The organism is Bradyrhizobium sp. 138 (assembly GCF_023074075.1).
Taxonomy (GTDB): Bacteria; Pseudomonadota; Alphaproteobacteria; order Rhizobiales; family Xanthobacteraceae; genus Bradyrhizobium.
In genome coordinates this window covers 47,507-72,529 of sequence record NZ_JADPKT010000074.1, presented here as the reverse complement: position 1 = coordinate 72,529, position 25,023 = coordinate 47,507, and the positions used below count along the sequence as shown (strand labels likewise).

The window sequence follows — 25,023 nt, the reverse complement described above, 5'->3', positions numbered from 1 at the left end:
CTTGTCGCCTGCTAGGCTCCCTGCACAGTCTAGTTGAGGGGCGTTGCCATGTTTCATTCCAGATTGCATTCGTTCTCCCGCCTGGTGATCTCGCTGGCCCTTTCCCTGATCGTTGCTGCGGGTCTGGCCTCGTTCGCCGGTGACGCAAGAGCCCAGGACAAGCGGCAGAACGCGCCGGGCGAATTCGACTTCTATGTGCTGTCGCTGTCGTGGTCGCCCTCGTTCTGCGAGGAGGCGGCCGAGCGCGGCGGCCGCTCGCAGATCCAGTGCGGCGGACGGCCTTTCGCCTTCGTGGTGCACGGGCTGTGGCCGCAATATGAGAATGGCTTTCCGGAATATTGCCAGCGTCCCGCGCCGCGGCTGAACCGCAGCATCGTCTCCTCGATGCTCGATTTGATGCCGGCGCCGGGTTTGATCTTCAACGAATGGGACAAGCACGGCACCTGCTCAGGCCTCGAAGGCCGCAGCTATTTCGAGACAATCCGCAAGGCGCGCGCCGCGATCAAGATTCCGGCCGAATATCTCGATCTGTCGCAGGCCAAGACCGTGGCGCCGGCGGAGGTCGAGGAGGCCTTCATCAAGGCCAATCCGGGGCTGAGCAATACCGCCGTCTCGGTCACCTGCAACCGGACCAGGCTGTCCGAGGTCCGCATCTGCCTCAGCAAGCACCTGCAATTCCGCGCCTGCGACGAGATCGAACGCCGAGCCTGCCGCCGCGATCAGGTCACGATGCCGCCGATCAGGGGTGGGTAGGTCCTCCAAACCATAAGGAGGCGCGGTGCCCCCTCACGTGCCCCGGACGCAGCGCAGCGCCACTTTGGCGGTGCGCTGCTGAGCCGGGGCCCATGATTGCGCCCTTTGCTCGAGCCATCACGTGGCGTAGTGCTCTTGCCATGAATTACCGTCACGCCTTCCACGCCGGCAACTTCGCCGATGTCATCAAGCACATCGTGCTGGCGCGCATCATCACCTATCTGCAGGACAAGCCGGGGGCGTTCCGTGTCATCGACACCCATGCCGGGGCCGGCCTCTACGATCTCGACAGCGATGAGGCGCGCCGGAGCGGCGAATGGCTGACCGGCATCGCGCGGCTGATGCAGGCCCGCCTGTCGAACGAGAGCGCAGCGCTGGTCAAGCCCTATCTCGACATCGTCCGCGCCTTCAATCCGAAGGGTGAGCTCAAAGCCTATCCGGGCTCGCCTTTGATCGCGCGCGGCCTGCTCAGGCCTCAGGATCGGCTCGTCGCCTGCGAGCTCGAGCCGAAGGCGCGAAAAGCGCTGATCGGCGTGCTGCGCCGCGACGAACAGGCCCGTGTGGTCGACCTCGACGGCTGGGTGGCGCTGCCGGCCTTCGTGCCGCCCAAGGAGCGACGCGGCCTCGTGCTGATCGATCCACCCTTCGAGGCCAAGGACGAGTTCGAGCGGCTGAGTGAGGCCTTCTCGACGGCTTTCGCGAAATGGCCGACCGGCATCTATGTCATTTGGTATCCCGCCAAGAACCGGCGTGCCACCGACATGCTGGCCGAAACGGTGGCGCGGCTCGCAGCTGCAGCAAAACCGCCGGGAAAATGCCTGCGTCTCGAGTTCAGCGTCGCGCCCCAGCTCGATGGCGGCGCTCTCGCCTCCGCCGGGCTCCTGATCGTCAATCCGCCTTACACGCTGCAGGGCGAACTCAAGACGATCCTCCCCGAGCTGGAAATGCCGCTCGGACAGGGCGGCGCGGCCAGATTCCGATTGGAGGTACCGAGGCCGTAACACTCCGGCATTCTTGGGAAAAAGATGCAGGAGCGGTAGTCAATCTGCAGAGAACCGTATTATGCTGTTTCCGTGACTGGCTTTACGTTCCGCTTCCGCGAATGGTTGCGGCGGAGTGAAGGCCTAAGAAAGATCCGGCCGGACCTTTGAGGTCCGCCCAAGGATGGCCAGCTCTCCCGGGCTCCGTAACGCCCGGTCATGTCGTGACGTGAGTCTGCGTCGCGGCGGAGGAGCAATGAGGGGGAGTTTCCCGATGGCCATGACGGGAACGGTCAAGTTTTTCAACGGCGAACGCGGCTACGGTTTCATCAAGCCTGACGACGGTGGCCGCGACGTCTTCGTGCACATTACTGCTGTGGAGCGGGCCGGACTGAAGGACCTTGCCGAAGGACAGCGCATCACATTTGAAGTCGAACCGGACAAGAAGGGCAAGGGACCGAAAGCGGTCAACCTAGTGATCCTGTCTTAGCCTGGCGAAAAAAATCCCGGCCGCGAGCGGCCGGGAGTTGTTGTCCGGTATTTTCTTCTTCAGCTATCAGAAGCGATAGTTCACGCCGGCGCGCACAACGCTGGCGCTATATCCGTTTGACACGCCCGTAATTGCGAACTGACTGGTCGACAGATCGATGTAGAGATATTCGAGCTTGGCGCTCCAGTTCGGCGTCAGACCGACTTCCGCACCGGCGCCGATGGTCCAGCCGGCGGTGGTGTGCGATTCAGACCAGCCGAAGGTCTGCGCGCGCAGCTCGCCGAAGGCGAGGCCGGCGGTGCCGTAGAACAGCACGTTGTTGAAGGCATAGCCCGCGCGGCCGCGCAGGGTGCCGAACCACGGATTGGAGAACTTCCACGGCGCGAAGGTGTCATCGGCACCGGCGGCCTGGATGTCGCCCTCGACGCCGAACACGAACGGGCCGTTCTGGAAGTTGTAACCGGCCTGCACGCCGCCGACGAAGCCCGACGGCTTTGAGGGATTGTTGTCGACCGAACCCCATTCGTAGCCGATGTTGCCGCCGAGATAGGGGCCGGCCCAGCTATACGCATTCAGCGGCTGGTTGACCGTATAGGGCGCGCGCTGCCCGTAATTGAGATCGGCGGCCTGTGCCGAAGCTGTCCAGCCAGCTGCAACCAACGCGGCTGCGCCCACAACGAGCCTCTTCATCACACACTCCACACGCAACTGCCGTCCCCGCGAATGCCCGCGCCGCCGCGCGAGGCAAACCGCATGGTTACGGAACCACCACTTTTTCGCGTAAGATTTATCGAGAGTTTTAAGTTAAAGGCCTGTTAAGTCGGGTTACCGCGCTGTTAACAGGCTTAAGCAAGTGTTACCGGGAACTGCGTCGCCGCCCTCCTGTGCGTGCCGCAGGGCCGGAACTTCAAATCGGCACCCCCAGCGCCTAAATTCGCTCCATGGTTCACGATTCCACCGACAATCCGGACGACCGCGCGCGCAAACTGCCGCCGGCTGCCGCGAGCGACACGCCTCCGGACCTCGACCCTGCCACCACGGGCGGCGACGACGAGGATGATGCGCGGCTGCCTGATATCCTGGAGGAGAGCGGCGCGGTCGGCGAAGGGCCGCTGGCGAGCGGCCACGAGGCGATCGAACACGCGGTCCGCCTCGCCCCCACCTCGCCCGGCGTCTATCGCATGCTCAATGCCAACGCCGACGTGCTCTACGTCGGCAAAGCCAAGAACGTCAAAAAGCGCCTCTCGAACTATGCGCGCCAGAATGCGCCGCAGCCGGCGCGCATCCTGCGCATGATCGCCGCCACGGTGACCGTGGAAATCGTCTCGACCAATACCGAGACCGAAGCGCTGCTGCTGGAAGCCAACCTCATCAAGCAGCTTCGGCCGCGCTTCAACGTGCAGCTGCGCGACGACAAATCGTTTCCCTATATCCTGATCACCGGCGACCATTGGGCGCCGCAGATCCTGAAACATCGCGGCGCGCAGAGCCGGCCCGGGCGCTATTTCGGTCCGTTCGCCTCCGCCGGCGCGGTCAACCGCACCATCACCGCCCTGCAGCGCGCGTTCCTGATCCGCTCCTGCACCGATTCCTTCTTCGAGAGCCGCACCCGGCCCTGCCTGCTCTACCAGATCCGCCGCTGCGCCGGCCCCTGCACCCGCGAGATCGACTTCGGCGGCTATACGACGCTGGTGCGCGAGGCGAGCGACTTCCTGTCCGGCAAGAGCCATGCGGTCAAGCAGGAGCTTGCCGGCGAGATGGAGAAGGCGGCAGGTGAGCTCGAGTTCGAGCGCGCCGCGCTCTACCGCGATCGCCTCGCCGCGCTGTCAGCGATCCAATCGCAGCAGGGCATCAATCCGCGCACGGTCGAGGAAGCCGACGTGTTCGCCATCCACCAGGAGGGCGGCTTCTTCTGCGTCGAGGTGTTCTTCTTCCGCACCGGCCAGAACTGGGGCAACCGCGCCTATTTTCCGCGCGCGGAAAAGACGTTCACCCCGGAAGAGGTGCTCGGTTCCTTCCTCGCCCAGTTCTACGACGACAAGCCGCCGCCGAAGGTTATCCTGCTCTCGCACGAAATCGAGGAGAGCGAGCTGCTCGCCAATGCGCTCGCGATCAAGGCCGGCCACAAGGTCGAGGTCACCGCGCCCAAGCGCGGCGAGAAGAAGGAACTGGTCATCCACGCGCTGACCAATGCGCGCGAGGCGCTGGGCCGCAAGCTCGCCGATACCGCCACGCAAAGCCGCCTGCTCGACGCGATGGCGGCAACGCTGAGCCTGCCGCATTCGCCCAAGCGCATCGAAGTCTACGACAACAGCCACATCCAGGGCACCAATGCGGTGGGCGCCATGATCGTCGCCGGCCCCGATGGTTTTGTGAAGAACCAGTACCGCAAGTTCAACATCAAGTCGGAAGGGATCACGCCCGGCGACGACTTCGCCATGATGCGCGAGGTGCTGGAGCGGCGCTTCAAACGCCTGATCAATCCGCCCGAGGAAGGTGCGGTCAAGGCGAAGGACGACGATTTCCCGCAATGGCCCGATCTCGTCATCATCGACGGCGGCCGCGGCCAGCTCAACGCCGTCCGTGAGATCTTTGCAAATCTCGGCCTGACCCAGGTGTCGCTGATGTCGGTCGCCAAGGGACCGGACCGTGATGCCGGCCGCGAGACCCTGTTCATGCCGGAACGCGAGGCCATCAAGCTGGAGCCGCGCGACCCCGTGCTCTATTTCATCCAGCGTTTGCGCGACGAGGCCCACCGCTTCGTCATCGGCTCGCACCGCAAGCTGCGCAAGAAGGACATCCGCGAGGCCGGTTTGCAGGAGATTCCCGGCATCGGCCCGTCACGCAAACGTGCCTTGCTGCATCATTTCGGGACCCTGAAGGAGATCGAACGCGCCTCGATCGCCGATCTCGGCAAGGTTCCGGGGGTGAGCGCCGAGAGTGCCCGCAGGATTTTCGAGTATTTCCATCCCCAGCCGGGATGAACTAAAGGGGGCAAAAGAGAGCTAGGGTCATATGCTCGTCGCATCCCGCACCCCATCTGGGGGCGGAACGGTTGACCTTCAGGCCGCAGCGGTATTGGTAGGACGGATGAACATCGCCACGACACGAGGGACGACCAGCCGCGCGATGTCCCTCCCGAACATCCTGACCTATGGCCGGATCGCCGCGATCCCGGTCGTGGTCGGGTGTATCTATGCGCAGTCGATTCTGGATCAGCCGCTGTGGCTGCGCTGGGTGGCGGTGGCCATCTTCATCGGCGCCGCGGTGACCGATTACCTCGACGGCTATTATGCGCGGATCTGGAATCAGCAGTCGGCATTCGGCCGGATGCTCGATCCGATCGCCGACAAGCTGCTGGTCGCCTCCTGTCTGCTGATGCTGGCCGCCGACGGCATCATCCATGGCTGGTCGCTGTGGGCCGCCATTGTGATCCTGTGCCGCGAGATCCTGGTCTCGGGCCTGCGCGAATACCTCGCCGCGCTCCGCGTCAGCGTGCCCGTGACCAAGCTTGCCAAGTGGAAGACCACGGTCCAGCTCGTTGCGATCGGCTTCCTGCTCGCGGGACCTGCCGGCGACGAGGTGGTGCCCGTCGTCTCGATGATCGGCCTCGCGCTGCTGTGGGCCTCGGCGATCCTGACCATCTACACCGGCTACGATTATTTCCGCGCCGGCATCCATCACCTCATCAAGGAGGACGAGGGATGAAGGTGAAGTATTTCGCCTGGGTGCGCGAGCGCGTCGGCAAGGCGGAGGAGACCATCGAGCCGCCCCCGACCGTGCGCACCGTCGCGGAGCTCATCGCCTGGTTGTCCAGCCAAAGCGAGACCTACGCCTACGCGTTCGAGAAGCCGAAGGTGATCCGCGCCGCGATCGACCACGCCCATGTCAAATCGGACGCTGCGATCACCGGCGCGCGCGAAATCGCGTTCTTCCCGCCGATGACCGGCGGCTAGACCATGACGCCCCCTGTCGCCACTTGCCCCGTCACCGTCCGCATTCAGGAGGACGATTTCGATATCGCCCGCGAAATCGCGCTCCTGACCAAGAGCCGCACCGATATCGGCGCCGTCGTGAGCTTCTCCGGCATCTGCCGCGCCGACGAGGACAGCGCCAACATCGCCGCGCTGACGCTCGAGCATTACCCCGGCATGGCCGAAGAAGAGATCAAGCGTCACGTCGACGAGGCGATCTCGCGCTGGCCGCTGAACGGCGTCACGGCCATCCACCGCGTCGGCCGCTTCATGCCGGGCGAGAACATCGTGCTGGTGCTGACCGCATCGCAGCACCGCCAGGCCGCCTTCCAGGCGGCCGAGTTCCTGATGGACTATCTCAAGACCAGCGCGCCGTTCTGGAAGAAAGAAGAGAGCGCCACCGGCACCGGCTGGGTCGAGGCCCAGGCCCGCGACGACGAAGCCGCCGCACGCTGGACCAAATCCTGATGGCAAAACCAACCAAAAAGGCCCTGCGCGGCCGCGCCGCGCCAAAACCTGCCAAGGTCGCCCCGGGCGAACTTCTCACGCTGATCGATTACGTCCGCTATGGGGTGAGCCGCTTTGTCGAAGCCGAGCTCGCCTTTGCCCATGGCACGACCGATCCGGTTGCCGAAGCTGCCTTCCTGGTGAGCGAGGCGCTGCATCTCGATCCCGAACAGTTCGAGATTTTCGCCAACGCGCGCGTCACGGTCGCCGAGGGCAAGACCATCCTCGATCTCATCCATCAGCGCGTCACCACGCGCAAACCGGCCGCCTATCTCGTCAACAAGATCTACATGCGCGGCCTGCCCTTCTATGTCGACGAGCGCGTCATCGTTCCGCGCTCCTTCATCGGCGAGCTGCTGGAGTCGCATTTCGGCGGCGAAGGCGGTGCCGGATCGTTGATCGACGACCCCACCGCGGTCGAGCGCGTGCTCGATCTCTGCACGGGATCGGGATGCCTCGCCATCCTCGCCGCGCATCATTTCCCGAACGCCACTGTTGATGCCGTCGACATCTCCAAGGGCGCGTTCGAGGTCGCCACGCGCAATGTCGGCGAATACGGGCTCGAGGACCGGATCAGCCTGTATCGCGGCGACCTGTTTGCCCCGCTCGGCGATGCGCGCTACGACCTGATCATCACCAATCCGCCCTATGTCGATGCCGAAGGCATGGCCGCGCTGCCGCCGGAATGCCGGGCCGAGCCGAAGCTCGCCTTCGATGGCGGCCGCGACGGTCTCGACGTGGTGCGCCGGATCCTGCTTGAAGCGCCCGATCACCTCACGCCGGACGGCGGGCTGATCTGCGAGATCGGCCGTGGCCGCGAACTCGTCGATGAGGCCTTTCCGGAACTGCCGCTGCTCTGGCTCGACACCGAGGACTCCGAGGGTGAGGTGTTCTGGATCGCAGCCGCCGATCTCGCCTGATTCCTCACGACGGACAGAGCTTCGTCGGAACAAGTCAGATACCGCCACGTTCATCTTCCGACGAATTTTCTCGCTCCCGGAGGATGTCCGCATGCTCGCGCCATCGGGCGAATTGCTGCGCGCCGGCATGGCGCTGAAGCTCAACCACGTCAAACGCGCCGCTCAATCCTATCTGCGTGACCAGACTAGCCAGGCAACCGGCAAGGTGACGTCGTACGCGGTGGCCGGCGGGCTGTTCGCGGTCGCGGGTCTGTTCGTCGTGGCAGCATTCTTCGTCGGACTGATAGCCCTGTACCGCTGGATCGCCATCACCTACGGGCAGTTCTGGGGTTTCGGCGCCGTCGCGGGCGTGCTGCTGGTGCTGGCGGCGGTTTGCGCTGGGGTGGCAATGGCGCAGATGAAGCGCAAAGCCAAGCCGATCGTGCCATTGGCCAGCCGGTTGCGCGTTGCAATCGCGACCCCGCGGATTCCGCGCGGGACGGTCAAGGAGGCCGTTAAAGAGGTCGCGACGACGATTCCGCTCGTGCCGCTCGCGCCGGGCGAGCGTGGCCATGGCAGAAAGGCCCGGCCCATTGGCACCAATCGGTCGGTGCAGCTTGGCCTGATGCTCGCTGCGATTGGACTGGCAGGATACACAGCGGCGCGCCGCAGGCGTCACGGCCATAGATTGGACGCTTGAATGCCGGTGCGGCGCTCCGAACAGATCGATTCCTGGCTGCTGGTGGCGGCAACGGCCGTCTTCGTGCTGACTGCGGAGCGCTACTTTCAGGACGCTGGCCTGGTCCCGTCGGGACCACCCCAAGACCACCGCAAAGGCGAGACGAATTCACCGGAGACGCATCCGGCGGGTGCAGCCGTGGAGCCCGGCCGCGGCCGTCATGCGAAGAGCCCGTTCACGATCCCCTGGGCGGGTTGGAAGGATATTTTCTGGCGCACCTATCAGCGCATCGACGAGGATCGGCTGCTGGCAACCGCCGGCGGCGTCGTATTCTTTGGGCTGCTCGCGGTTTTCCCCGCCGTCACGGCGGTGGTCTCCTCCTACGGCCTGTTCGCAGATCCCGCGACGATCAGCGCCAATCTGCAGACGCTTGCGACCATGCTGCCCGAGGGTTCGTTCCAGATCGTCGAGGACCAGGTCGCGCGCGTGGTGTCGCATGGCAACACGACGCTCGGGGCCACCTTCCTGCTCGGCCTGCTGCTCGCGATCTGGAGCGCCAATGCGGGCGTCAAGGCGATCTTCGATGCCCTCAACGTCGCTTATGAGGAACGCGAGAAGCGCAGCTTCATCAAGCTCAACATGGTGTCGCTGGCCTTCACGGTCGGCGGCATCGTCGCGCTGCTGCTGATGGTGGGAGCCGTCGTCGCCTTCCCGCTCGCGCTCAATCATCTCGGCATGGCGCCCGAAAGCAAGCTGATCGTGGCGCTGGCACGATGGCCACTGCTGTTCCTCATCCTGCTGGTGGCGCTGGCGATCCTGTACCGCTTCGCGCCCAGCCGCGATGCGCCGCGCTGGCAATGGCTGAGCCTCGGGGCGGTGATCGCCGCCATCCTCTGGATCGCCGGCTCGGCGCTGCTGTCCTGGTATCTCTCGGAATTCGCCAATTACAACGCGACCTACGGCTCGCTCGGCGCGGCGATCGGCCTGATGACGTGGATGTGGATGTCGGCGATCGTCATCATGTTCGGCGCCGAGCTGAACTCGGAGATCGAGCGGCAGACGCTGAAGGACACGACCACGGGACAACCCAAGCCGCTCGGCACCCGCGAGGCCGTCTCGGCCGATACGGTCGGCGCCGCCGCGCCATCCTGACTTCACGAGCGTCCAGAACGCGCAGGCCTGAGGCCGCTATCCCCTCGAATCAACAATGATGTTAAGGTCATTCGGCTTGGGGCAGCATGAGGCGTGACGGGATTCGGACGCGGCCCGTGTTTTCCCGGGTGAGGCAGTCAGCTCTTGAGGCGTAACGCGCGGCATGATTCGCATTTCGACGATCTTCATCGCCATCTGCATGGTTCTGGTCGCGGCCTCGCTCGGGCTTGTGCTCTACGCCGTCGCCGGTATCAGCGGAACCGAATCCGCGATCGTGGCGCTGACCGCGCTGACCTTCCTGATCCTCTACAATGCGGTATCGATGCGGCTGCGCGATCGCAGCGACGTCGGCGGCCAGATCGCCGATCTGTCGCGCGGCACCGCCGATCTCGCCCGCCAGGTGGCCGAGTTCGGCCGCCGGTTAGCTGCGATCGAGGGACGCATCGCCTCGTCCAATTCGGTCAACTCCGACCGCATCCAGTCGGTGGTCGGCGAGATCAACGAGCTTGGCGGATTGGTCAGGCAGCTCGCGAGCACCGTGTCGGCCCACGAGGACTTGCTGGCCGGCGCCGCGCCGGCTCCTGCCCCGTCCGCCGGGCCCGAGCCGGAGGCGCCGATCGATCTGGTTGCGCCGTTCGACGAGCGGCCGACTGCCCCTCCCCCGCCACCCGCAGCACCTCCGCCTCCGCTGGCGCAGCCGCGGCCGGCGCCGGCGGTCCAAAGCCAGACCATCACCCCGGTGCAGACGGCCTCCGGACGCAACCAGACTCAACTGCTGGCGACGCTGCGCAACGCCATCGACGAGAACCGCATCGACATCTTCCTCCAGCCGATGGTGACGCTGCCGCAGCGCAAGGTGCGGTTCTACGAGGCGGTGACGCGCCTGCGCGACGAGCGCGACCAGCTGATCGCAGCCGAGGAGTTCATCAGCATCGCGGAGGCGTCCGGGCTGATCGGGCGCATCGACAACATGGTGATGCTGCGCTGTGTGCAGGTGCTGCGGCGCCTGATGGTGCGCAACAAGGACGTTGGCGTGTTCTGCAACGTCGCCGCTTCCACGCTCGGCAATTCCACCACCTTCGCACAATGCCTCGACTTTCTCGAAGCCAACCGGGCGCTGGCGCCCTCGCTGGTGCTGGAGTTCAAGCAATCGACATTCCGCAATCTCGGCCCCGCCGAGACCGAGAATCTCGCGGCGCTCGCCCAGCGCGGCTTCCGTTTCTCGATCGACCATGTCACGGATTTGCGCATCGAGCCGCGCGAGCTGGCCGACCGCGGGGTGCGCTTCATCAAGGTGCCGGCCACGCTGCTGCTCGACCCCAGACAGGCCTCGGCCTCGGACATCCATCCCTCCGACCTCTCCGACCTGCTCGGCCGCTTCGGCATCGACCTGATCGCCGAAAGGATCGAAGGCGAGCGCGCGGTCGTGGACCTGCTCGACTATGACGTGCGGTTCGGCCAGGGGTTCCTGTTCGCGCCGCCCCGGCCATTGCGGCCGGAGGGAGCATCTGCTACCGGCGGGGCCGCGCCGAACCAGGCGCAGGACATTCAGGGATCCAATGGCTCCGCTCCCCCCGGCCAAGGCACGACATCTGGCGCGACATCAGCCGCTCCTCCGGCACAACGCATCACCGGCAACGCGGCGCTGGCGCGCCGCATCTGATCGGCCGCGCGCATCATGACCACGCTGCATTTTGCCGAAAACCTGCGCGAGCTCGTGGGCGGCGTCGATGTCGTGCTCAGCGACATCTGGGGCGTCGTTCACAACGGTCTCGAATCCTTCCCCGAGGCCTGCGAGGCGCTGCACACCTATCGCAGCCGCGGCGGTGCGGTGATCCTGATCACCAACGCACCGCGCCCGGCCGACAGCGTGCAGCGGCAATTGCGCAAGCTCGGCGTCGCCGACGAGACCTACGACGCCATCGTGTCTTCGGGCGACCTGACCCGGCTCTATGTCGCCGAGCATCCCGGCCGCAAGATGTTCTGGCTTGGCCCCGAGCGCGACAACTCGATCTATCGCGGCCTCGATGCGAAGACCGCGCCGCTGGAGGAAGCCGATTACATCGTCTGTACCGGCCTCTATGACGACGAGACCGAGACGGCGGAAGACTATCGCGGCATGATGCTGAAGGCGCGCGAGCGCAAGCTGACGCTGGTCTGCGCCAACCCTGACATCGTGGTGGAACGCGGTGACCGGCTGATCTATTGCGCCGGCGCCATCGCGGAGCTCTATCGCGAGCTCGGCGGCGAGGTGATCTTCTACGGCAAGCCGCACCGGCCGATCTACGAGCGCGCAATGGCGCTCGCAGGTGAGCGCCAGGGCCACCCAATCGACCGGAAGAAAGTGCTGGCGATCGGCGATTCGGTCCGGACCGACCTAACCGGCGCGCGCGAATTCGGCATCGACTGCCTGTTCGTCACCCGCGGCATTCATGCCGAGGAGTTCGAGGGCCTCGACCAGCTCGACCCGGCATCGGTGACGGAATTGTTCGGCCACCCGCCGAAGGCGCTGATGCGCGAATTGAAGTGGTGAGGGCATAGCCGTCATCCCGGGATGGTCCGAAGGACCAGACCCGGGATCTCGAGATTCTCAGGTGCGCAATCGCGCACCATAGTTCGGTGCTAACGCACCGCCCCGGAATGACGCTCCCAACGCAAAAAGCCCGGGACAAGCCCGGGCCTTCCGATTCAGCTGAAAGCCTTAGCGCGCGCCTTACGCGCTCGCCATGTCCGGGAAGACCGCCTCGATCTTGGTCTTCAGCGTCGCCGCATTGAACGGCTTGACGATGTAGTTGTTCACGCCGGCCTTCTTGGCCGCGATCACGTTCTCGGTCTTGGATTCCGCCGTGATCATGATGAAGGGCGTGGTGGCGAGGTTCGGATCCGCGCGCACTTCGCGCAAGAGGTCGTAACCCGTCATCGGCTCCATGTTCCAGTCGGAGATCACGAGCCCGTACTTCTTGCCGCGCATCTTGTTCAGCGCGGCCGAACCGTCGCTGGCATCATCGATGTTCTCGAAGCCAAGCTGCTTCAGCAGATTCCTGATGATACGGATCATGGTGCTGTAGTCATCCACCACCAGAACCGGCATCGACAAATCAACCGCCATCTCGACTCCCCCAACGCATACCCAGGAATATTACGATCGGACCTGCGGGCCGGAGCCCGCCTGTTCCAGATGCAAGGACTAGCATCAAGGCGTTAAACAGCGCGTTAACTGGGGACGCCTCCAGGGGGCTGAAATCGCACCCGATGCCGTCGCCTCCTCCCGCTTGACTTCATCCGGCCGGTCGCGCCACGGTCCCTGCCAGCCCTGCCGCTCCGAGAATTCCCCTGATGGCTCCGCATTTTACCGTAATCCGCGACATCACCCCGGACTCCGCGATTCCGAGGGGCGCCGTGGTCGCCATGGGCAATTTCGACGGCGTTCATCTCGGCCACCGCGCCGTGATCGCGGCCGCGCTGGAAATGGGCCGGGCGCATGGCCGGCCTGCGCTGGCGCTGACCTTCGAGCCGCATCCGCGGCGCTTTTTCAGTCCGAACACCCCGCAATTCCGTCTGACCGACGAGCCGGCCAAGCTGCGGCTTCTGGCCGGCACCGGGCTTGCCGGCGCCGTGGTCATGACCTTCGACAAGGCGCGCGCCGGAACCAGCGCGCAAGATTTCATTCACCATGACCTGATCGAGCGGCTCGGCGTCAGCGGCATCGCGGTCGGCTACGACTTCCATTTCGGCAAAGGTCGCGTCGGCTCGCCGAGCCTCCTCGTGAACGAGGCGCCCCGGCTCGGCATCGAGGTCGACGTGCAGGCGCATGTCGACATCGACGAGCGGCCGGTCTCCTCCAGCGCCATCCGGATCGCGCTCGCCGAGGGCCAGATCGACGATGCCACCACCATGCTGGGCGCCCCCTGGTTCGTCACCGGTGAGGTGATCCATGGCGAGAAGCGCGGCCGCGACCTCGGCTATCCCACCGCCAACATCCGCCTGGATGCCAATTGCGGTCTGAAGCACGGCATCTATGCGGTGCGGGTCGGCCGCGGCGCCGAGCGCCTCGACGGCGTGGCGAGCTTCGGCCGCCGTCCGACCTTTGACAATGGCGCGCCGCTGCTCGAGATCTTCCTGTTCGACTTCAAGGGCGATCTTTATGGGCAGGCGCTGGACTGCGCTTTCGTCGGCTTCATCCGCGAGGAGCTGAAATTCGACAGCCTGGAGGCCCTGATCCGCCAGATGGACGACGATTCCGCCCGCGCCCGCGCCATCCTGGCCGCCGCCCCGGACGCCTTTCCGCGGCTGGGCGTGATCGATTGAGCCCGAACCCCGGCCTCCCCGAACCTTTGCGCTTCCCTTGGCCCCCTGCTATGGAGAGCCCATGTTTGCGCGGCGCATCATAGGGATTAGCGGCCCGGCTTCCGCCTGAGCCCAAGGGCTCGGCGCAAGTCCGGGATTTTGTCGTTTCACCCCCGCGATTCCGCATCGCCATTCGTTCCCGCGCCCTTCCGAGCCAGTCAGCCTCATGTCCGAAAAGCCGCAAAAATCCCAAAAGTCTGAAGCCAAAGACTATTCGAAGACCCTGTTCCTGCCGCAAACCGACTTCCCGATGCGCGCCGGCCTGCCGCAGCGCGAGCCGGAGATCCTCAAGCGCTGGTACGAGATCGGCCTCTACGAGAAGCTGCGCGAGAGCGCGAAGGGCCGCGCCAAATTCGTGCTGCATGACGGCCCGCCCTATGCCAACGGCAACATCCATATCGGCACGGCGCTGAACAAGATCCTCAAGGATCTCGTCACCAAGAGCCAGCAGATGCTCGGCTTCGATTCCAACTACGTGCCGGGCTGGGACTGCCACGGCCTGCCGATCGAATGGAAGGTCGAGGAAGAGCACTATCGCAAGAAGGGCAAGCAGAAGCCCGACTTCCGCGACAGTGCCGCGATGATCGATTTCCGCCGGGAGTGCCGTGCCTACGCCACGCATTGGCTCGGCGTGCAACGCGAAGAGTTCAAGCGCCTCGGCGTCATCGGCGACTGGGATCACCCCTACGCCACCATGAGCTATCCGGCCGAGGCCCAGATCGCACGCGAGCTGATGAAGTTCGCCGCCAACGGCACGCTCTATCGCGGCTCCAAGCCGGTGATGTGGAGCGTGGTCGAGAAGACCGCGCTCGCCGAAGCCGAGGTGGAGTACGAGGACTACACCTCCGATACCGTGTGGGTGAAATTCCCGGTCACCTCTCCCGCGCACGGCGCGCTCGCCGCCGCGAGCGTCGTGATCTGGACCACCACGCCGTGGACGCTGCCCGGCAACCGCGCCATCTCGTTCTCGCCGAAGATCGCCTACGGCCTGTACAAGGTGACGGATGCGCCCGCCGACAACTGGACCAAGACCGGTGATCTCCTCATCCTCGCCGACGCGCTCGCTGAAGAGGTCTTCAAGCAGGCGCGCGTGACCGCTTACGAGAAGGTCCGCGACATCCCCGGCGACACCATGGACGCGATCGAATGCGCCCATCCGCTCAAGGGCCTTGCCGGCGGCTACGACTTCATCGTGCCGCTATTGCCCGGCGATCACGTCACCGACGACACCGGCACCGGCTTCGTGCACACCGCGCCCGGCCATGGCCGCGAGGACTTCGATGCCTGGACGGCGCAGGCGCGCGATCTCGACGCGCGCGGCATCAACACGGCAATCCCCTACACCGTCGACGAGAACGGCGCCTACACCGATCATGCGCCGGGCTTTGCCGGCAAGCGCGTCATCAACGACAAGGGCGAGAAGGGCGACGCCAACGAGGCCGTGATCAAGGCGCTCGTCGAACGAGGCATGCTGCTCGCGCGCGGCCGGCTCAAGCATCAATATCCGCACTCCTGGCGCTCCAAGAAGCCGGTGATCTTCCGCAATACGCCGCAATGGTTTATCGCGATGGACAAGGATGTGGCGCAGGGCGGCAAGGCCAAGAGCGGCGACACGCTGCGCGCCCGCGCGCTGCACGCGATCTCGGTGACGCAATGGGTGCCGCCGTCGGGCGAGAACCGCATCAACGGCATGATCGAAGCTCGCCCGGATTGGGTGATCTCGCGCCAGCGCGCCTGGGGCGTGCCGATCGCCGTGTTCGTGCGCGAGAAAGGCGACGGCTCCGCCGAAATCCTGCAGGACGAAGCGGTCAACACGCGTATCGGCGAGGCTTTCGAGAAGGAAGGCGCCGACGCCTGGTACGCGACAGGCGCGCGCGAGCGCTTCCTCGGGTCCCGCGCGAGCGAGGACTGGCAGAAGGTCGACGACATCCTCGACGTCTGGTTCGATTCCGGTTCGACCCACGCTTTCGTGCTCGAAGACCCCGTGCAGTTTCCCGGGCTCGCCGGCATCAAGCGCAAGGTCGACGGCGGCACCGACACGGTGATGTATCTGGAAGGCTCGGACCAGCATCGCGGCTGGTTCCACTCCTCGCTGCTGGAAAGCTGCGGCACCCGCGGCCGCGCGCCCTACGACGTCGTGCTGACCCACGGCTTCACCCAGGCCGAGGACGGCCGCAAGATGTCGAAGTCGCTCGGCAACACCATCGAGCCGCAGGCCGTCATCAAGGAATCCGGCGCCGACATCCTCCGGCTCTGGGTTGCGTCCTGTGACTACACCGACGACCAGCGCATCGGTCCCGAGATCCTGAAGAACACGGTCGAGACCTATCGCAAGCTTCGCAACACCGTGCGCTGGATGCTCGGCACGCTGCATCATTACAAGCCGGCTGAGGCGGTCGCGCCCGCCGCGATGCCGGAGCTCGAGCGGCTGATGCTGCACGAGCTCGCGGTGCGCGCCGCCGCGGTCGACAAGGCCTATCGGGAGTTCGACTTCAAGACGGTGGTCGCGATCCTGTCCGCGTTCCTGAACAGCGAGCTCTCGGCATTCTATTTCGATATCCGCAAGGACACGCTGTATTGCGATCCGCCGTCCTCGCTGACGCGCAAGGCGGCGCTGACCACGATCGACCTGCTGTGCGCCTCGATCCTGAAATGGCTGGCGCCGATCCTCAGCTTCACTGCGGAAGAAGGCTGGCGGATGTACCGGCCCGAGGCCGAACCGTCGGTGCATCTGACGCTGTTCCAGGCCGATCTCGAAGGCTTGCGCGACGACAGGCTGGCCGCGAAGTGGGAGACGATCCGCGCGGTTCGTCGCGTCGTCACCGGCGCGCTCGAAGTTGAACGCGCCGCCAAGAGGATCGGCTCGTCGCTGGAAGCATCGCCGGTGATCTATGTCGCCGATCGCGACATGCTGGCGACGCTGTTCGACGTCGATCTCGCCGAGATCTGCATCACCTCGAATTACGAGGTCCGTGAGGGCGAGGCGCCGGCTTCGGCGTTCCGTCTCGATGCGGTCCCCGGTGTCGCGGTCGTGGTGGAGAAGGCGGTCGGCACCAAATGCGCCCGCTCCTGGAAGATCTCCCCGATGGTCGGCGAGGACGCTGAATATCCCGACGTCACCCCGCGCGATGCGAAGGCGCTGCGCGAATGGAAGGCGTTGGGGGTGGCGATCTGATCCCCGGCATGACCCCGCTTGGCGCCGGCATCTTCGCGGCCGTGGTCACGCTCGTGGCCGACCAGGCCTCAAAGCTCTGGCTGCTGAACGTGTTCGACCTCGCCCGTCGCGGCGCGGTGAAGGTGACGCCGTTCTTCGACCTGGTGCTGGCCTGGAATATCGGCATCAGCTTCGGCTGGCTCCAGAACGACAGCCAGGCGGCGCAGCTCGCGTTGATGGCGGTCAAGGTCCTCGCCGTGGTTGCGCTGGCGATCTGGATGGCCCGCTCGCACACCCGCCTTGCCACGATTGCGCTTGGTCTGATCATCGGCGGCGCCATCGGCAACAGCATCGACCGCCTGGCCTATGGCGCGGTGGTCGATTTCGCCCTGTTCCACATCGAGATCGGCGGAAATACCTATAATTGGTATGTGTTTAACCTCGCCGACGTGGCCATCGTTGCTGGGGTGGCGGGGCTATTGTATGATTCCTTCCTGGGGGTACCCGCCGCAAAAGCGCCCTGATCCCGGCCGATACGGACCGGCAGGTGGAACCCGGCTTTTGCGAGGGTCAGGCCGCGTTTGAGCGGCAATCTGCCACAATATGGAACAGGTACAGGTATGCGCAGCTCGAAGACCAGCGGTTCGATGGTTCGAGACCCCCAATGGGGGTTCTGGCGGGCGTTGAAATTGTCCGCTGTCGCGCTCGGAATTGGTCTCGTCATGTCAACCGGCGCCGCCCGCGCTGGTGACGACGAGGACGACGACATGACCTTCGAAGAGAAGCTCATCGACAATCTGATGTCCGGCCTCGGCGCCAAGAGCATGGAGAAGCCCGGCATCGAGTACCGCGAGCGTTCGCCGCTGGTCGTGCCGCCCAAGCTCGACCTGCCGCCGCCCGCCGCAGCCGAGGCCGCGGCTGCGCCAAACTGGCCGAAGGACCCCGACGAGAAGCGCCGCAAGGAGGCTGTCGCCGAGCGGAAGAAATCCGGCAACAAGGCAACGGAGTACTGGAAAAATGCCCAGCCGCTGTCGCCCGCCGAGATGAACGCCCACAAGACGGCCGCCGCTGAAAAGACCGGCAATGTTCCGGCCCAACCAGGCACCAACGTGGCCAATCCGACGATGAGCCCTGCCGAACTCGGATATACCGGCGGGCTGTTTAAACTGTTCAAAGGAAACGCGCCCGAGTCGAAGCAGTTTACGTCGGAGCCACCACGCCAATCGCTGGTGGAGCCGCCGCCGGGATATCAAACGCCGTCGTCGAACTACGCCTACGGCTCCGGGCCGGATAATTCGAAACGAACCTATTTCGACGTCCTGTCCGGCAAGGAGAAGGAGCAATAGCGCTCCTGCCCGCCCCAACGTTTCGGCGGGCTCGGAGCTGGCTGCCGGCCCTTTGTGCAGCTTCGGCTGCTGGCGCGCTCCCGAGTTGATAGCGTTCTCTGCTTCGTGACGCGAAGCGTCGGCCGCACGGTGTATCGTGCGGCGTCTCCGAGCCGGACAATCGGACTCGGCCTTTCACCAGGGATCATGATGTCCGCAAAACGATCGGCTGCTTGCCTCCTTGCCGCGCTGCTTTCGGCCACCGTCCTGACAGCCGGCGTGGCCCATGCCCAGACCACGGTCACATCGGCTCCGCCCGCCAGCTTCACGCTCGACAACGGCATGCAGGTCGTGGTGATCCCCGATCACCGCACGCCCGTCGTCACCGAGATGATCTGGTACAAGGTCGGCTCGGCCGACGAGACGCCGGGCAAGTCCGGGCTTGCCCACTTCCTCGAGCACCTGATGTTCAAGGGCACCTCGAAGCATCCGGTCGGTGAATTCTCCCAGACCGTGCTTCGCGTCGGCGGCAACGAGAACGCCTCGACCTCGGTCGACTACACCAATTACTACCAGCGTGTGCCGAAAGAGCAGCTGCCGACCATGATGGAGTTCGAGGCCGACCGCATGACCGGCCTCATCCTCAAGGACGAGAACGTGCTGCCAGAGCGCGACGTCGTGCTCGAAGAGTACAATATGCGCGTCGCCAACAATCCGGACGCGCGGCTGAACGAGCAGATCATGGCTGCGCTCTATCTCAATCATCCCTATGGCCGGCCGGTGATCGGTTGGCATCAGGAGATCGAGAAGCTCGATCGCGAGGATGCGCTCGCCTTCTATCGCCGCTTCTATGCACCGAACAACGCGATCCTGGTGATCGCCGGCGATGTCGAGCCCGCCGACATACGCCCGCTGGTCGAGCGCAATTTCGGCTCGATCCCGGCCCAACCCGCGATCCCGGCGCGGCGCGTCCGCCCGCAGGAGCCGGAGCCGGCCGCCCCCCGCACCGTCACGCTGGCCGACCCGCGCGTCGAGCAGCCGAGCATGCGGCGCTATTATCTCGTGCCCTCGGCGACCACGGCTGCTGCCGGCGAGAGCGCGGCCCTCGACGTGCTCGCGCAGCTGATGGGCAGCGGCAGCAATTCCTATCTCTACCGCGCCCTCGTCGTCGACAAGCCGCTCGCGGTCTCCGCCAACGCCAGTTATTCCAGTATCTCGCTCGACCCGACGCAGTTCGCGATCTCGGCCGCTCCGAAGCCCGGCGTCAGCTTCGCCGAGGTCGAGCAGGCGGTCGACGGCGTCATCGCCAATGTCGCGCAGAACCCGATCCGCGCCGAGGATCTGGAGCGGGTGAAGACCCAGCTCATCGCGGAAGCGATCTACGCCCAGGACAACCAGGCGGTGCTGGCGCGCTGGTATGGCGGCGCGCTGACCACGGGCCTGTCGATCGAGGACATCAGAAGCTGGCCCGACCGCATCCGCGCGGTCACCGCCGAGCAGGTCCGCACTGTTGCGCAGAAATGGCTCGAGAAGAAGCGCTCCGTGACGGGTTACCTGATCAAGGACACTGCGACCACCAAGCGCGAGGAGAAGCGTTCGTGACCTATCCTTTCCTTCGACGCGTTGCATTCTCCTTCGCCACCGGCGCGGCGCTCACGCTCGCCGCGGTCTCGCCCTCGCAGGCCGCCGCAAAGATCCAGCACCTGGTCTCGCCGGGCGGCATCGAGGCCTGGTTCGTGCAGGACGCAACCGTGCCGCTGATCGCGATGGAATATTCCTTCGCCGGCGGCTCGGCGCAGGATCCCAAGGACAAGCCGGGCGTCGCCAATCTGGTCGGCGACCTCCTCGACGAAGGCTCCGGCGATCTCGACTCCAAGACCTTCCATGAGCGGCTCGACCGCCGCGCCATCGAGCTCTCCTTCAGCGCCACCCGCGACACCTTCCGCGGCAGCCTGCGCATGCTGCGCGACAACAAGGACGAGGCCTTCGACCTGTTGCGGGGCGCGCTGACCTCGCCGCATTTCGACACCGCCGATGTCGAGCGCATTCGTTCGCAGGTCATCTCGGGCCTCCGCCGCGAGACCACCAACCCGTCATCGCTGGCGAGCCGCAAATTCCTGGAGGCCGCCTTCGGCGATCACCCCTATAGCCGGCAGAGCAACGGTAACCTCGACAGCGTCCCGACCATCACGGTTCCCGACATGAAGGATTATGTCGGTCGCGTGCTTGCGAAGGATGGGCTGAAGATCGCGGTGGTCGGCGACGTCGATCCGGCGACCCTTGGCAAGCTGCTCGATCACACTTTTGGCGCCCTGCCCGCCAAGGCCAACCTCACGCCGGTTCCCGACATTGAGGCCGCCAAGCCGCCGCAGCGCGCCTTCGTGACCCTCGACGTGCCTCAGACCGTCATCACTTTCGGCGGCCCCGGCGTGAAGCGCAGCGACCCGAACTTCATGGCGGCCTATGTCGTCAATCACATCCTCGGCGGCGGCGGATTGTCCTCGCGGCTCTATCGCGAGGTGCGCGAGAAGCGCGGCCTCGCCTATTCGGTGTTCGAATCGCTGCTCTGGATGGAGCATTCGGCGGTGTTCATCGGCAATACCGGCACCCGCGCCGACCGCGCCGGCGACACCATCGATGCCATCGAAAAGGAGGTGCGCCGCATCGCGGAAGAAGGTCCGACCCAGAAGGAGCTCGACGAGGCCAAGTCCTACCTGAAGGGCTCGCAGATGCTGGCGCTCGACACCTCCTCCAAGCTGGCGCAGGCGCTGCTGCAGTACCAGCAGGACAAGCTGCCGATCGACTATATCGAGAAGCGCAACGCCATCGTCGATGCCGTGACGCTGGACGACGCCAAAGCCGCCGCCAAACGCCTCTGGGGCCAGGGTCTGCTGACCGTCGTCGTCGGCCGCGCCCCGCAGGCCGCGGCGCAGCCGGCCGCGGCTCCGGTGACGAAGTCGAACTAACGTTCCTCTCCCGTTTGCTGAAATGGCCGGGCTCGCCCGGCCATTTGCGTTTCCAGAAGCACCATTGCCGAACGTAGACGTCCGCGATATGTCCGGACATCACGAATGGTGCCATCATGCTGCGGATATCCCGCGATCTCGTCATCGACGAGGACGACATCGAGATCGGCTTTGTCCGCGCCTCCGGCCCGGGCGGGCAGAATGTCAACAAGGTCTCGACCTCGGCCCAGCTGCGATTCGACACGCGCAAGCTGACCCTGCCCGAGGATGCGGCGATTAGGCTCGCCCGCATCGCCGGCCAGCGCATGACCAAGGATGGCGTGATCGTGATTCACGCCCAGCGCTTTCGCACTCAAGAGCGCAATCGACAGGACGCCATCGACCGCTTGGTCGACATCCTGAGCGAAGCCATGATACGGCCGACGCCGCGGCGCGCGACCCGGCCGACCTTTGCCTCCAAGCAGCGCCGGCTCGACGGCAAGAAGCGCCGCAGCGACGTCAAGGCCGGACGCGGCGGTCGCTTCGACGACTAAAGCATGATCCGGAAAAGTGCGCCGCGGTTTTCCGACAAAATCATGCTCAAACAACAACCTAAAGCGCGATGACGATTCATCCTAATCGCATCGCGCTTTAGCAAACGCAGCCGAAAAGACTCCGCCCGCAAAGCGGCCGGAGTCTTGCCGTTCTCCCGACGGGATTAGTAACGCTTGGATGGAGCTGCACCGCCCGTCGCGGAATCGTCGGCCGTTCCCTTGTGCGTAGCGCTGCCCGTGGTGCCCGAGCCTTTGGTGCTCTTGGTCGGCTTCATGCCGGTCTTCTCGCCCGCTGCGCCCGGCTGAGCATTCATCTCCTCATCGCCGCTGCCCATCGTGCTGCCTTGCATGGGTTTGCTCTGCACGGTGCCGCCTGGCTTGGCGGTGGGGGGTGCGCTTTGCGCGAGCGCAGGCCCGGCAATGAGAGCCGACAGAGCGCATGCGATCATCGAGGTCTTCACCAACTTCATCCATTTCTCCTGGATTGTTTCGCGATGGAAGGTCCGATGGTCTCCCGCGCCGCTCGCCTGGCCCGGACCCTGTCATCGCGTAAAGTGCGCGGACGGCGCAACCCTGATGCAACCTGCCTCGTGTGGTGATGGTTTAGGGATTTCGCGGCGGTTTCGCGGAATTGCGTTCCTCATATGCGGCAAACCGCGAGCGCGCGCCGCAATCGCGAGAACGGCCAAGGCCCGGAGGTGCCCACATTTGGTATGTGGGAAGCGCGACCTTCCCCATGCATTTGTTGCGAGGTGGCATTAGACTGGGTTATTCGCCGAGTGAGCCCATGCCCGTCCGCCAACTTCCCGAACAGATCGTTAATCGCATCGCCGCCGGCGAGGTGGTCGAGCGCCCGGCGAGCGTGGTCAAGGAACTGGTCGAGAACGCGATCGACGCCGGCGCCAGCCGGATCGACGTCTTCACCGATGGCGGTGGGCGGCGGCGGATCGGCATTACCGACGACGGCGGCGGCATGACCGCGAAAGATCTCGCGCTTGCGGTCGAGCGTCACGCCACATCCAAGCTCGACGACGAGGATTTGCTTGAGATCCGCACCCTCGGGTTCCGCGGCGAGGCGCTGCCCTCGATCGGCTCGGTGGCGCGACTGTCGATCACCACGCGGCATGCAAGTGAGCCCCATGCCTGGGCGCTGAGTGTCGAGGGGGGCGAGAAATCCGAGATCATGCCGGCGGCACTGGCGCATGGCACGCGGGTCGAGGTCGGCGATCTCTTCTATGCGACGCCGGCACGGCTGAAATTCCTGAAGACCGACCGCACCGAGGCCGAAGCGATCCGCGAGGTGGTGCGGCGCCTTGCGATGGCGCGGCCCGATATCGCCTTCACGCTGGCGGGCGAGGAGCGCGCGCCGGTGACCTGGGCCGCCGCGCTGCCCGGCGCGGCGGGACGCCTGACGCGGCTCGGCGACATCCTGGGGGCAGAATTCCGCAGCCACGCCATCGAGGTCCATGCCGAGCGCGACGGCGTCGTCGTCGCAGGCTATGCCGCAGCGCCGGCGCTGACCAAGGCCAACGCACTCGGGCAATATCTCTTCGTCAATGGCCGCCCGGTGCGCGACAAGCTGATCCTGGGGGCCGTGCGCGCGGCCTATTCCGACTATCTGCCGCGCGACCGCCATCCTGTGCTGGCGCTGTTCGTCACGCTCGATCCGCGCGAGGTCGACGCCAACGTGCATCCGGCCAAGACCGAGGTGCGGTTCCGCAATGCCGGCCTGGTCCGCGCGCTGATCGTGCACGGATTGAAGGAGGCGCTCGCACGCGAGGGCCGCCGCACCGCCGCCAACAGTGGCGAGAGCGCACTGTCCGCGTTCCGCCCCGCGTTCACCCCGCAGCGGCCGGCGAGCTGGGACTGGCGAGCCTCGCCGTCCGCCCCCGTCGGGCCGATGCCGTCATTCGAAGGCGCCGCGGCGCCCGCCTTTGCCGAGCGCGCGCAGGCCGCCTTCGAAGTCGGCGCGCCCAGTGCGGACGTGCGGATCGAGACACAGCCGGTCGCTGACCTCGTCGACCGTCCGCTCGGCGCGGCGCGCACGCAGATCCACGAGACCTACATCGTCTCTCAAACCCGCGACGGGTTGATCATCGTCGACCAGCATGCCGCGCATGAGCGCATTGTCTATGAGCGGCTGAAGGCCTCGCTGGCTGCGAACGGCGTGCAGCGGCAAATCCTCCTCATTCCCGAGATCGTCGAGATGGACGAGGCGACGGTGGAACGCCTTTTGGATCGTAGCGACGAGCTGGCGTCGTTCGGCCTTACCATCGAATCCTTCGGCCCCGGTGCAGTCGCGGTGCGCGAGACGCCGTCGCTGCTCGGCAAGACCAATGCGGGCGGACTCTTACGCGATCTCTCCGAGCACATGGCCGAGTGGGACGAGGCGCTACCGCTCGAACGTCGCCTGATGCACGTCGCCGCCACCATGGCCTGCCACGGCTCGGTGCGCGCCGGCCGCCGCTTGCGGCCCGAGGAGATGAACGCTCTGCTCCGCGAGATGGAAGACACCCCGAACTCCGGCCAGTGCAATCACGGCCGGCCGACCTATGTCGAGCTGAAGCTGAGCGATGTGGAGAAGCTGTTCGGGCGGCGATGAACAGTGCCGTAGGGTGGGCAAAGGCGCAACGCGCCGTGCCCACGATCACTGCATGATAGAGAGAGGTGGTGGGCACGGCGCGAAGAGCGCGCCTTTGCCCACCCTACGATCCCTTCCTCAAGATCACGAACTCCGTGTCGTCGTAGGCCCGCCGCTCCAGCTCTTCGAAACCCTCCGGCGTCACGAACTGCGCGGCCTTCGCCTCCTCCACCACGAGCAGCGCGCCGGGCGTGAGCCAGCCGCCATCGCGCAAGCTCACCAGCGCCTTCTCCGCAAAGCCCTTGCCATAGGGCGGATCGAGGAACACCAGCGAGAACGGCTCGACGGGATGCGCGGGGCCGAGATCGGTCGCATCGCGCCGATAGACCTTGGTGACGCCGCCCAGGCCCAGCGTCTCGACATTGTTGCGCAGCAGCGCCCGCGCTTCCGCGCCGTTGTCGACGAACAGCGTGAACCTCGCCCCCCGCGATGACGCTTCGATACCGAGCGCACCGGTGCCGGCGAAGAGATCGAGCACACGCGCATCCTCGATCGGATCGTCATAGGCATGCACGAGGATGTTGAACACGGACTCGCGCAGGCGGTCCGCCGTGGGGCGGATGTCACGCGAGGACGGCGAGGCGAGATTGCGCCCCTTCAAACGGCCGCCGACGACGCGCAAT

The 25,023-nt window shown here is 65.4% G+C and carries 24 protein-coding genes; 20 read left to right on the top strand and 4 right to left on the bottom strand.

The window, feature by feature from the left end:
• Positions 1-48: 48 nt before the first annotated feature.
• From IVA79_RS26370 to IVA79_RS26360, 3 genes are all read left to right on the top strand, one after another.
• Positions 49-753, top strand: coding sequence for a ribonuclease T2 (locus IVA79_RS26370; RefSeq protein WP_247558447.1), 705 nt, complete (start codon positions 49-51; stop codon positions 751-753).
• 140 nt (positions 754-893) lie between these two features.
• Positions 894-1,754: a 23S rRNA (adenine(2030)-N(6))-methyltransferase RlmJ gene (rlmJ, locus tag IVA79_RS26365; protein WP_247558445.1), complete on the top strand. Its 861-nt coding sequence runs from the start codon at positions 894-896 to the stop codon at positions 1,752-1,754.
• Positions 1,755-2,007: 253 nt separating this feature from the next.
• A complete protein-coding gene (locus tag IVA79_RS26360) occupies positions 2,008-2,223 on the top strand; it encodes a cold-shock protein (RefSeq protein ID WP_008544396.1) in 216 nt (71 codons plus the stop codon).
• 66 nt (positions 2,224-2,289) lie between these two features.
• Here the strand turns inward: IVA79_RS26360 and IVA79_RS26355 are convergent, their stop codons facing one another.
• On the bottom strand, positions 2,290-2,913 hold the full coding sequence (locus tag IVA79_RS26355; RefSeq protein ID WP_247558442.1) for an outer membrane protein: 624 nt from the start codon (positions 2,911-2,913) through the stop codon (positions 2,290-2,292).
• Between the two features lie 251 nt (positions 2,914-3,164).
• Between IVA79_RS26355 and uvrC the strand changes: the two genes are divergently transcribed.
• The 9 genes from uvrC (at position 3,165) to IVA79_RS26310 (ending at position 11,967) form a co-directional block, all read left to right on the top strand.
• Positions 3,165-5,207, top strand: coding sequence for an excinuclease ABC subunit UvrC (gene uvrC / locus IVA79_RS26350; RefSeq protein ID WP_247558440.1), 2,043 nt, complete (start codon positions 3,165-3,167; stop codon positions 5,205-5,207).
• A gap of 106 nt (positions 5,208-5,313) precedes the next feature.
• Complete coding sequence (gene pgsA, locus IVA79_RS26345) at positions 5,314-5,931, top strand: CDP-diacylglycerol--glycerol-3-phosphate 3-phosphatidyltransferase (RefSeq protein WP_124160372.1); 618 nt, start codon at positions 5,314-5,316, stop codon at positions 5,929-5,931.
• A complete protein-coding gene (gene moaD / locus IVA79_RS26340) occupies positions 5,928-6,179 on the top strand; it encodes a molybdopterin converting factor subunit 1 (RefSeq protein WP_247558437.1) in 252 nt (83 codons plus the stop codon). Before pgsA ends, moaD begins: the two co-directional genes overlap by 4 nt.
• Before the next feature lie 3 nt (positions 6,180-6,182).
• Positions 6,183-6,665 (top strand): molybdenum cofactor biosynthesis protein MoaE, encoded by a 483-nt coding sequence (locus IVA79_RS26335; protein ID WP_247558435.1) that lies wholly within the window; start codon positions 6,183-6,185, stop codon positions 6,663-6,665.
• Positions 6,665-7,624, top strand: a complete 960-nt coding sequence (gene prmB / locus IVA79_RS26330) for a 50S ribosomal protein L3 N(5)-glutamine methyltransferase (protein ID WP_247558433.1) — start codon at positions 6,665-6,667, stop codon at positions 7,622-7,624. Before IVA79_RS26335 ends, prmB begins: the two co-directional genes overlap by 1 nt.
• Positions 7,625-7,715: 91 nt before the next feature.
• Positions 7,716-8,303 (top strand): phage holin family protein, encoded by a 588-nt coding sequence (locus IVA79_RS26325; protein WP_247558430.1) that lies wholly within the window; start codon positions 7,716-7,718, stop codon positions 8,301-8,303.
• The gene (locus tag IVA79_RS26320) at positions 8,304-9,434 is read left to right on the top strand and encodes a YihY/virulence factor BrkB family protein (RefSeq protein WP_247558425.1); all 1,131 of its coding nucleotides are present in this window, start codon (positions 8,304-8,306) and stop codon (positions 9,432-9,434) included.
• A gap of 163 nt (positions 9,435-9,597) precedes the next feature.
• Entirely contained in the window at positions 9,598-11,097 is a 1,500-nt protein-coding gene (locus tag IVA79_RS26315) for an EAL domain-containing protein (protein ID WP_247558422.1), read from the top strand.
• Positions 11,098-11,112: 15 nt separating this feature from the next.
• Positions 11,113-11,967: a TIGR01459 family HAD-type hydrolase gene (locus IVA79_RS26310; RefSeq protein WP_247558420.1), complete on the top strand. Its 855-nt coding sequence runs from the start codon at positions 11,113-11,115 to the stop codon at positions 11,965-11,967.
• Between the two features lie 180 nt (positions 11,968-12,147).
• Here IVA79_RS26310 and IVA79_RS26305 read toward each other — a convergent pair whose 3' ends face one another.
• The gene (locus IVA79_RS26305) at positions 12,148-12,543 is read right to left on the bottom strand and encodes a response regulator (RefSeq protein ID WP_008567674.1); all 396 of its coding nucleotides are present in this window, start codon (positions 12,541-12,543) and stop codon (positions 12,148-12,150) included.
• 227 nt (positions 12,544-12,770) lie between these two features.
• Between IVA79_RS26305 and IVA79_RS26300 the strand changes: the two genes are divergently transcribed.
• From IVA79_RS26300 to arfB, 7 genes are all read left to right on the top strand, one after another.
• Positions 12,771-13,742, top strand: coding sequence for a bifunctional riboflavin kinase/FAD synthetase (locus IVA79_RS26300; protein WP_247558418.1), 972 nt, complete (start codon positions 12,771-12,773; stop codon positions 13,740-13,742).
• Positions 13,743-13,947: 205 nt separating this feature from the next.
• Entirely contained in the window at positions 13,948-16,956 is a 3,009-nt protein-coding gene (gene ileS, locus IVA79_RS26295) for an isoleucine--tRNA ligase (RefSeq protein WP_247558415.1), read from the top strand.
• Positions 16,957-16,964: 8 nt separating this feature from the next.
• The gene (gene lspA, locus IVA79_RS26290; protein WP_247558674.1) at positions 16,965-17,459 is read left to right on the top strand and encodes a signal peptidase II; all 495 of its coding nucleotides are present in this window, start codon (positions 16,965-16,967) and stop codon (positions 17,457-17,459) included.
• A 96-nt stretch (positions 17,460-17,555) separates the two neighbouring features.
• Positions 17,556-18,281 (top strand): hypothetical protein, encoded by a 726-nt coding sequence (locus IVA79_RS26285; RefSeq protein WP_247558412.1) that lies wholly within the window; start codon positions 17,556-17,558, stop codon positions 18,279-18,281.
• 189 nt (positions 18,282-18,470) lie between these two features.
• Positions 18,471-19,862: a pitrilysin family protein gene (locus IVA79_RS26280; protein ID WP_247558672.1), complete on the top strand. Its 1,392-nt coding sequence runs from the start codon at positions 18,471-18,473 to the stop codon at positions 19,860-19,862.
• Entirely contained in the window at positions 19,859-21,226 is a 1,368-nt protein-coding gene (locus IVA79_RS26275; protein ID WP_247558410.1) for a pitrilysin family protein, read from the top strand. Before IVA79_RS26280 ends, IVA79_RS26275 begins: the two co-directional genes overlap by 4 nt.
• A gap of 116 nt (positions 21,227-21,342) precedes the next feature.
• Entirely contained in the window at positions 21,343-21,759 is a 417-nt protein-coding gene (arfB, locus tag IVA79_RS26270) for an alternative ribosome rescue aminoacyl-tRNA hydrolase ArfB (protein ID WP_247558408.1), read from the top strand.
• Positions 21,760-21,923: 164 nt separating this feature from the next.
• Here the strand turns inward: arfB and IVA79_RS26265 are convergent, their stop codons facing one another.
• Positions 21,924-22,229, bottom strand: coding sequence for a hypothetical protein (locus IVA79_RS26265; protein WP_247558406.1), 306 nt, complete (start codon positions 22,227-22,229; stop codon positions 21,924-21,926).
• Between the two features lie 317 nt (positions 22,230-22,546).
• Here IVA79_RS26265 and mutL point away from each other — a divergent pair, with 317 nt between their 5' ends.
• Positions 22,547-24,361, top strand: a complete 1,815-nt coding sequence (mutL, locus tag IVA79_RS26260; RefSeq protein WP_247558402.1) for a DNA mismatch repair endonuclease MutL — start codon at positions 22,547-22,549, stop codon at positions 24,359-24,361.
• Positions 24,362-24,464: 103 nt separating this feature from the next.
• Here the strand turns inward: mutL and rsmD are convergent, their stop codons facing one another.
• On the bottom strand, positions 24,465-25,022 hold the full coding sequence (gene rsmD / locus IVA79_RS26255) for a 16S rRNA (guanine(966)-N(2))-methyltransferase RsmD (protein WP_247558400.1): 558 nt from the start codon (positions 25,020-25,022) through the stop codon (positions 24,465-24,467).
• Position 25,023 lies beyond the last annotated feature (1 nt).

Excerpts from the sequence above, each read along its gene's own strand:
- IVA79_RS26370 (WP_247558447.1), top strand. The coding sequence starts at position 49 with ATGTTTCATTCCAGATTGCATTCGTTCTCCCGCCTGGTGATCTCGCTG.
- rlmJ (WP_247558445.1), top strand. The coding sequence starts at position 894 with ATGAATTACCGTCACGCCTTCCACGCCGGCAACTTCGCCGATGTCATC.
- IVA79_RS26360 (WP_008544396.1), top strand. The coding sequence starts at position 2,008 with ATGGCCATGACGGGAACGGTCAAGTTTTTCAACGGCGAACGCGGCTAC.
- IVA79_RS26355 (WP_247558442.1), bottom strand. The coding sequence starts at position 2,913 with ATGAAGAGGCTCGTTGTGGGCGCAGCCGCGTTGGTTGCAGCTGGCTGG.
- uvrC (WP_247558440.1), top strand. The coding sequence starts at position 3,165 with ATGGTTCACGATTCCACCGACAATCCGGACGACCGCGCGCGCAAACTG.
- pgsA (WP_124160372.1), top strand. The coding sequence starts at position 5,314 with ATGAACATCGCCACGACACGAGGGACGACCAGCCGCGCGATGTCCCTC.
- moaD (WP_247558437.1), top strand. The coding sequence starts at position 5,928 with ATGAAGGTGAAGTATTTCGCCTGGGTGCGCGAGCGCGTCGGCAAGGCG.
- IVA79_RS26335 (WP_247558435.1), top strand. The coding sequence starts at position 6,183 with ATGACGCCCCCTGTCGCCACTTGCCCCGTCACCGTCCGCATTCAGGAG.
- prmB (WP_247558433.1), top strand. The coding sequence starts at position 6,665 with ATGGCAAAACCAACCAAAAAGGCCCTGCGCGGCCGCGCCGCGCCAAAA.
- IVA79_RS26325 (WP_247558430.1), top strand. The coding sequence starts at position 7,716 with ATGCTCGCGCCATCGGGCGAATTGCTGCGCGCCGGCATGGCGCTGAAG.
- IVA79_RS26320 (WP_247558425.1), top strand. The coding sequence starts at position 8,304 with ATGCCGGTGCGGCGCTCCGAACAGATCGATTCCTGGCTGCTGGTGGCG.
- IVA79_RS26315 (WP_247558422.1), top strand. The coding sequence starts at position 9,598 with ATGATTCGCATTTCGACGATCTTCATCGCCATCTGCATGGTTCTGGTC.
- IVA79_RS26310 (WP_247558420.1), top strand. The coding sequence starts at position 11,113 with ATGACCACGCTGCATTTTGCCGAAAACCTGCGCGAGCTCGTGGGCGGC.
- IVA79_RS26305 (WP_008567674.1), bottom strand. The coding sequence starts at position 12,543 with ATGGCGGTTGATTTGTCGATGCCGGTTCTGGTGGTGGATGACTACAGC.
- IVA79_RS26300 (WP_247558418.1), top strand. The coding sequence starts at position 12,771 with ATGGCTCCGCATTTTACCGTAATCCGCGACATCACCCCGGACTCCGCG.
- ileS (WP_247558415.1), top strand. The coding sequence starts at position 13,948 with ATGTCCGAAAAGCCGCAAAAATCCCAAAAGTCTGAAGCCAAAGACTAT.
- lspA (WP_247558674.1), top strand. The coding sequence starts at position 16,965 with ATGACCCCGCTTGGCGCCGGCATCTTCGCGGCCGTGGTCACGCTCGTG.
- IVA79_RS26285 (WP_247558412.1), top strand. The coding sequence starts at position 17,556 with ATGCGCAGCTCGAAGACCAGCGGTTCGATGGTTCGAGACCCCCAATGG.
- IVA79_RS26280 (WP_247558672.1), top strand. The coding sequence starts at position 18,471 with ATGTCCGCAAAACGATCGGCTGCTTGCCTCCTTGCCGCGCTGCTTTCG.
- arfB (WP_247558408.1), top strand. The coding sequence starts at position 21,343 with ATGCTGCGGATATCCCGCGATCTCGTCATCGACGAGGACGACATCGAG.
- IVA79_RS26265 (WP_247558406.1), bottom strand. The coding sequence starts at position 22,229 with ATGAAGTTGGTGAAGACCTCGATGATCGCATGCGCTCTGTCGGCTCTC.
- mutL (WP_247558402.1), top strand. The coding sequence starts at position 22,547 with ATGCCCGTCCGCCAACTTCCCGAACAGATCGTTAATCGCATCGCCGCC.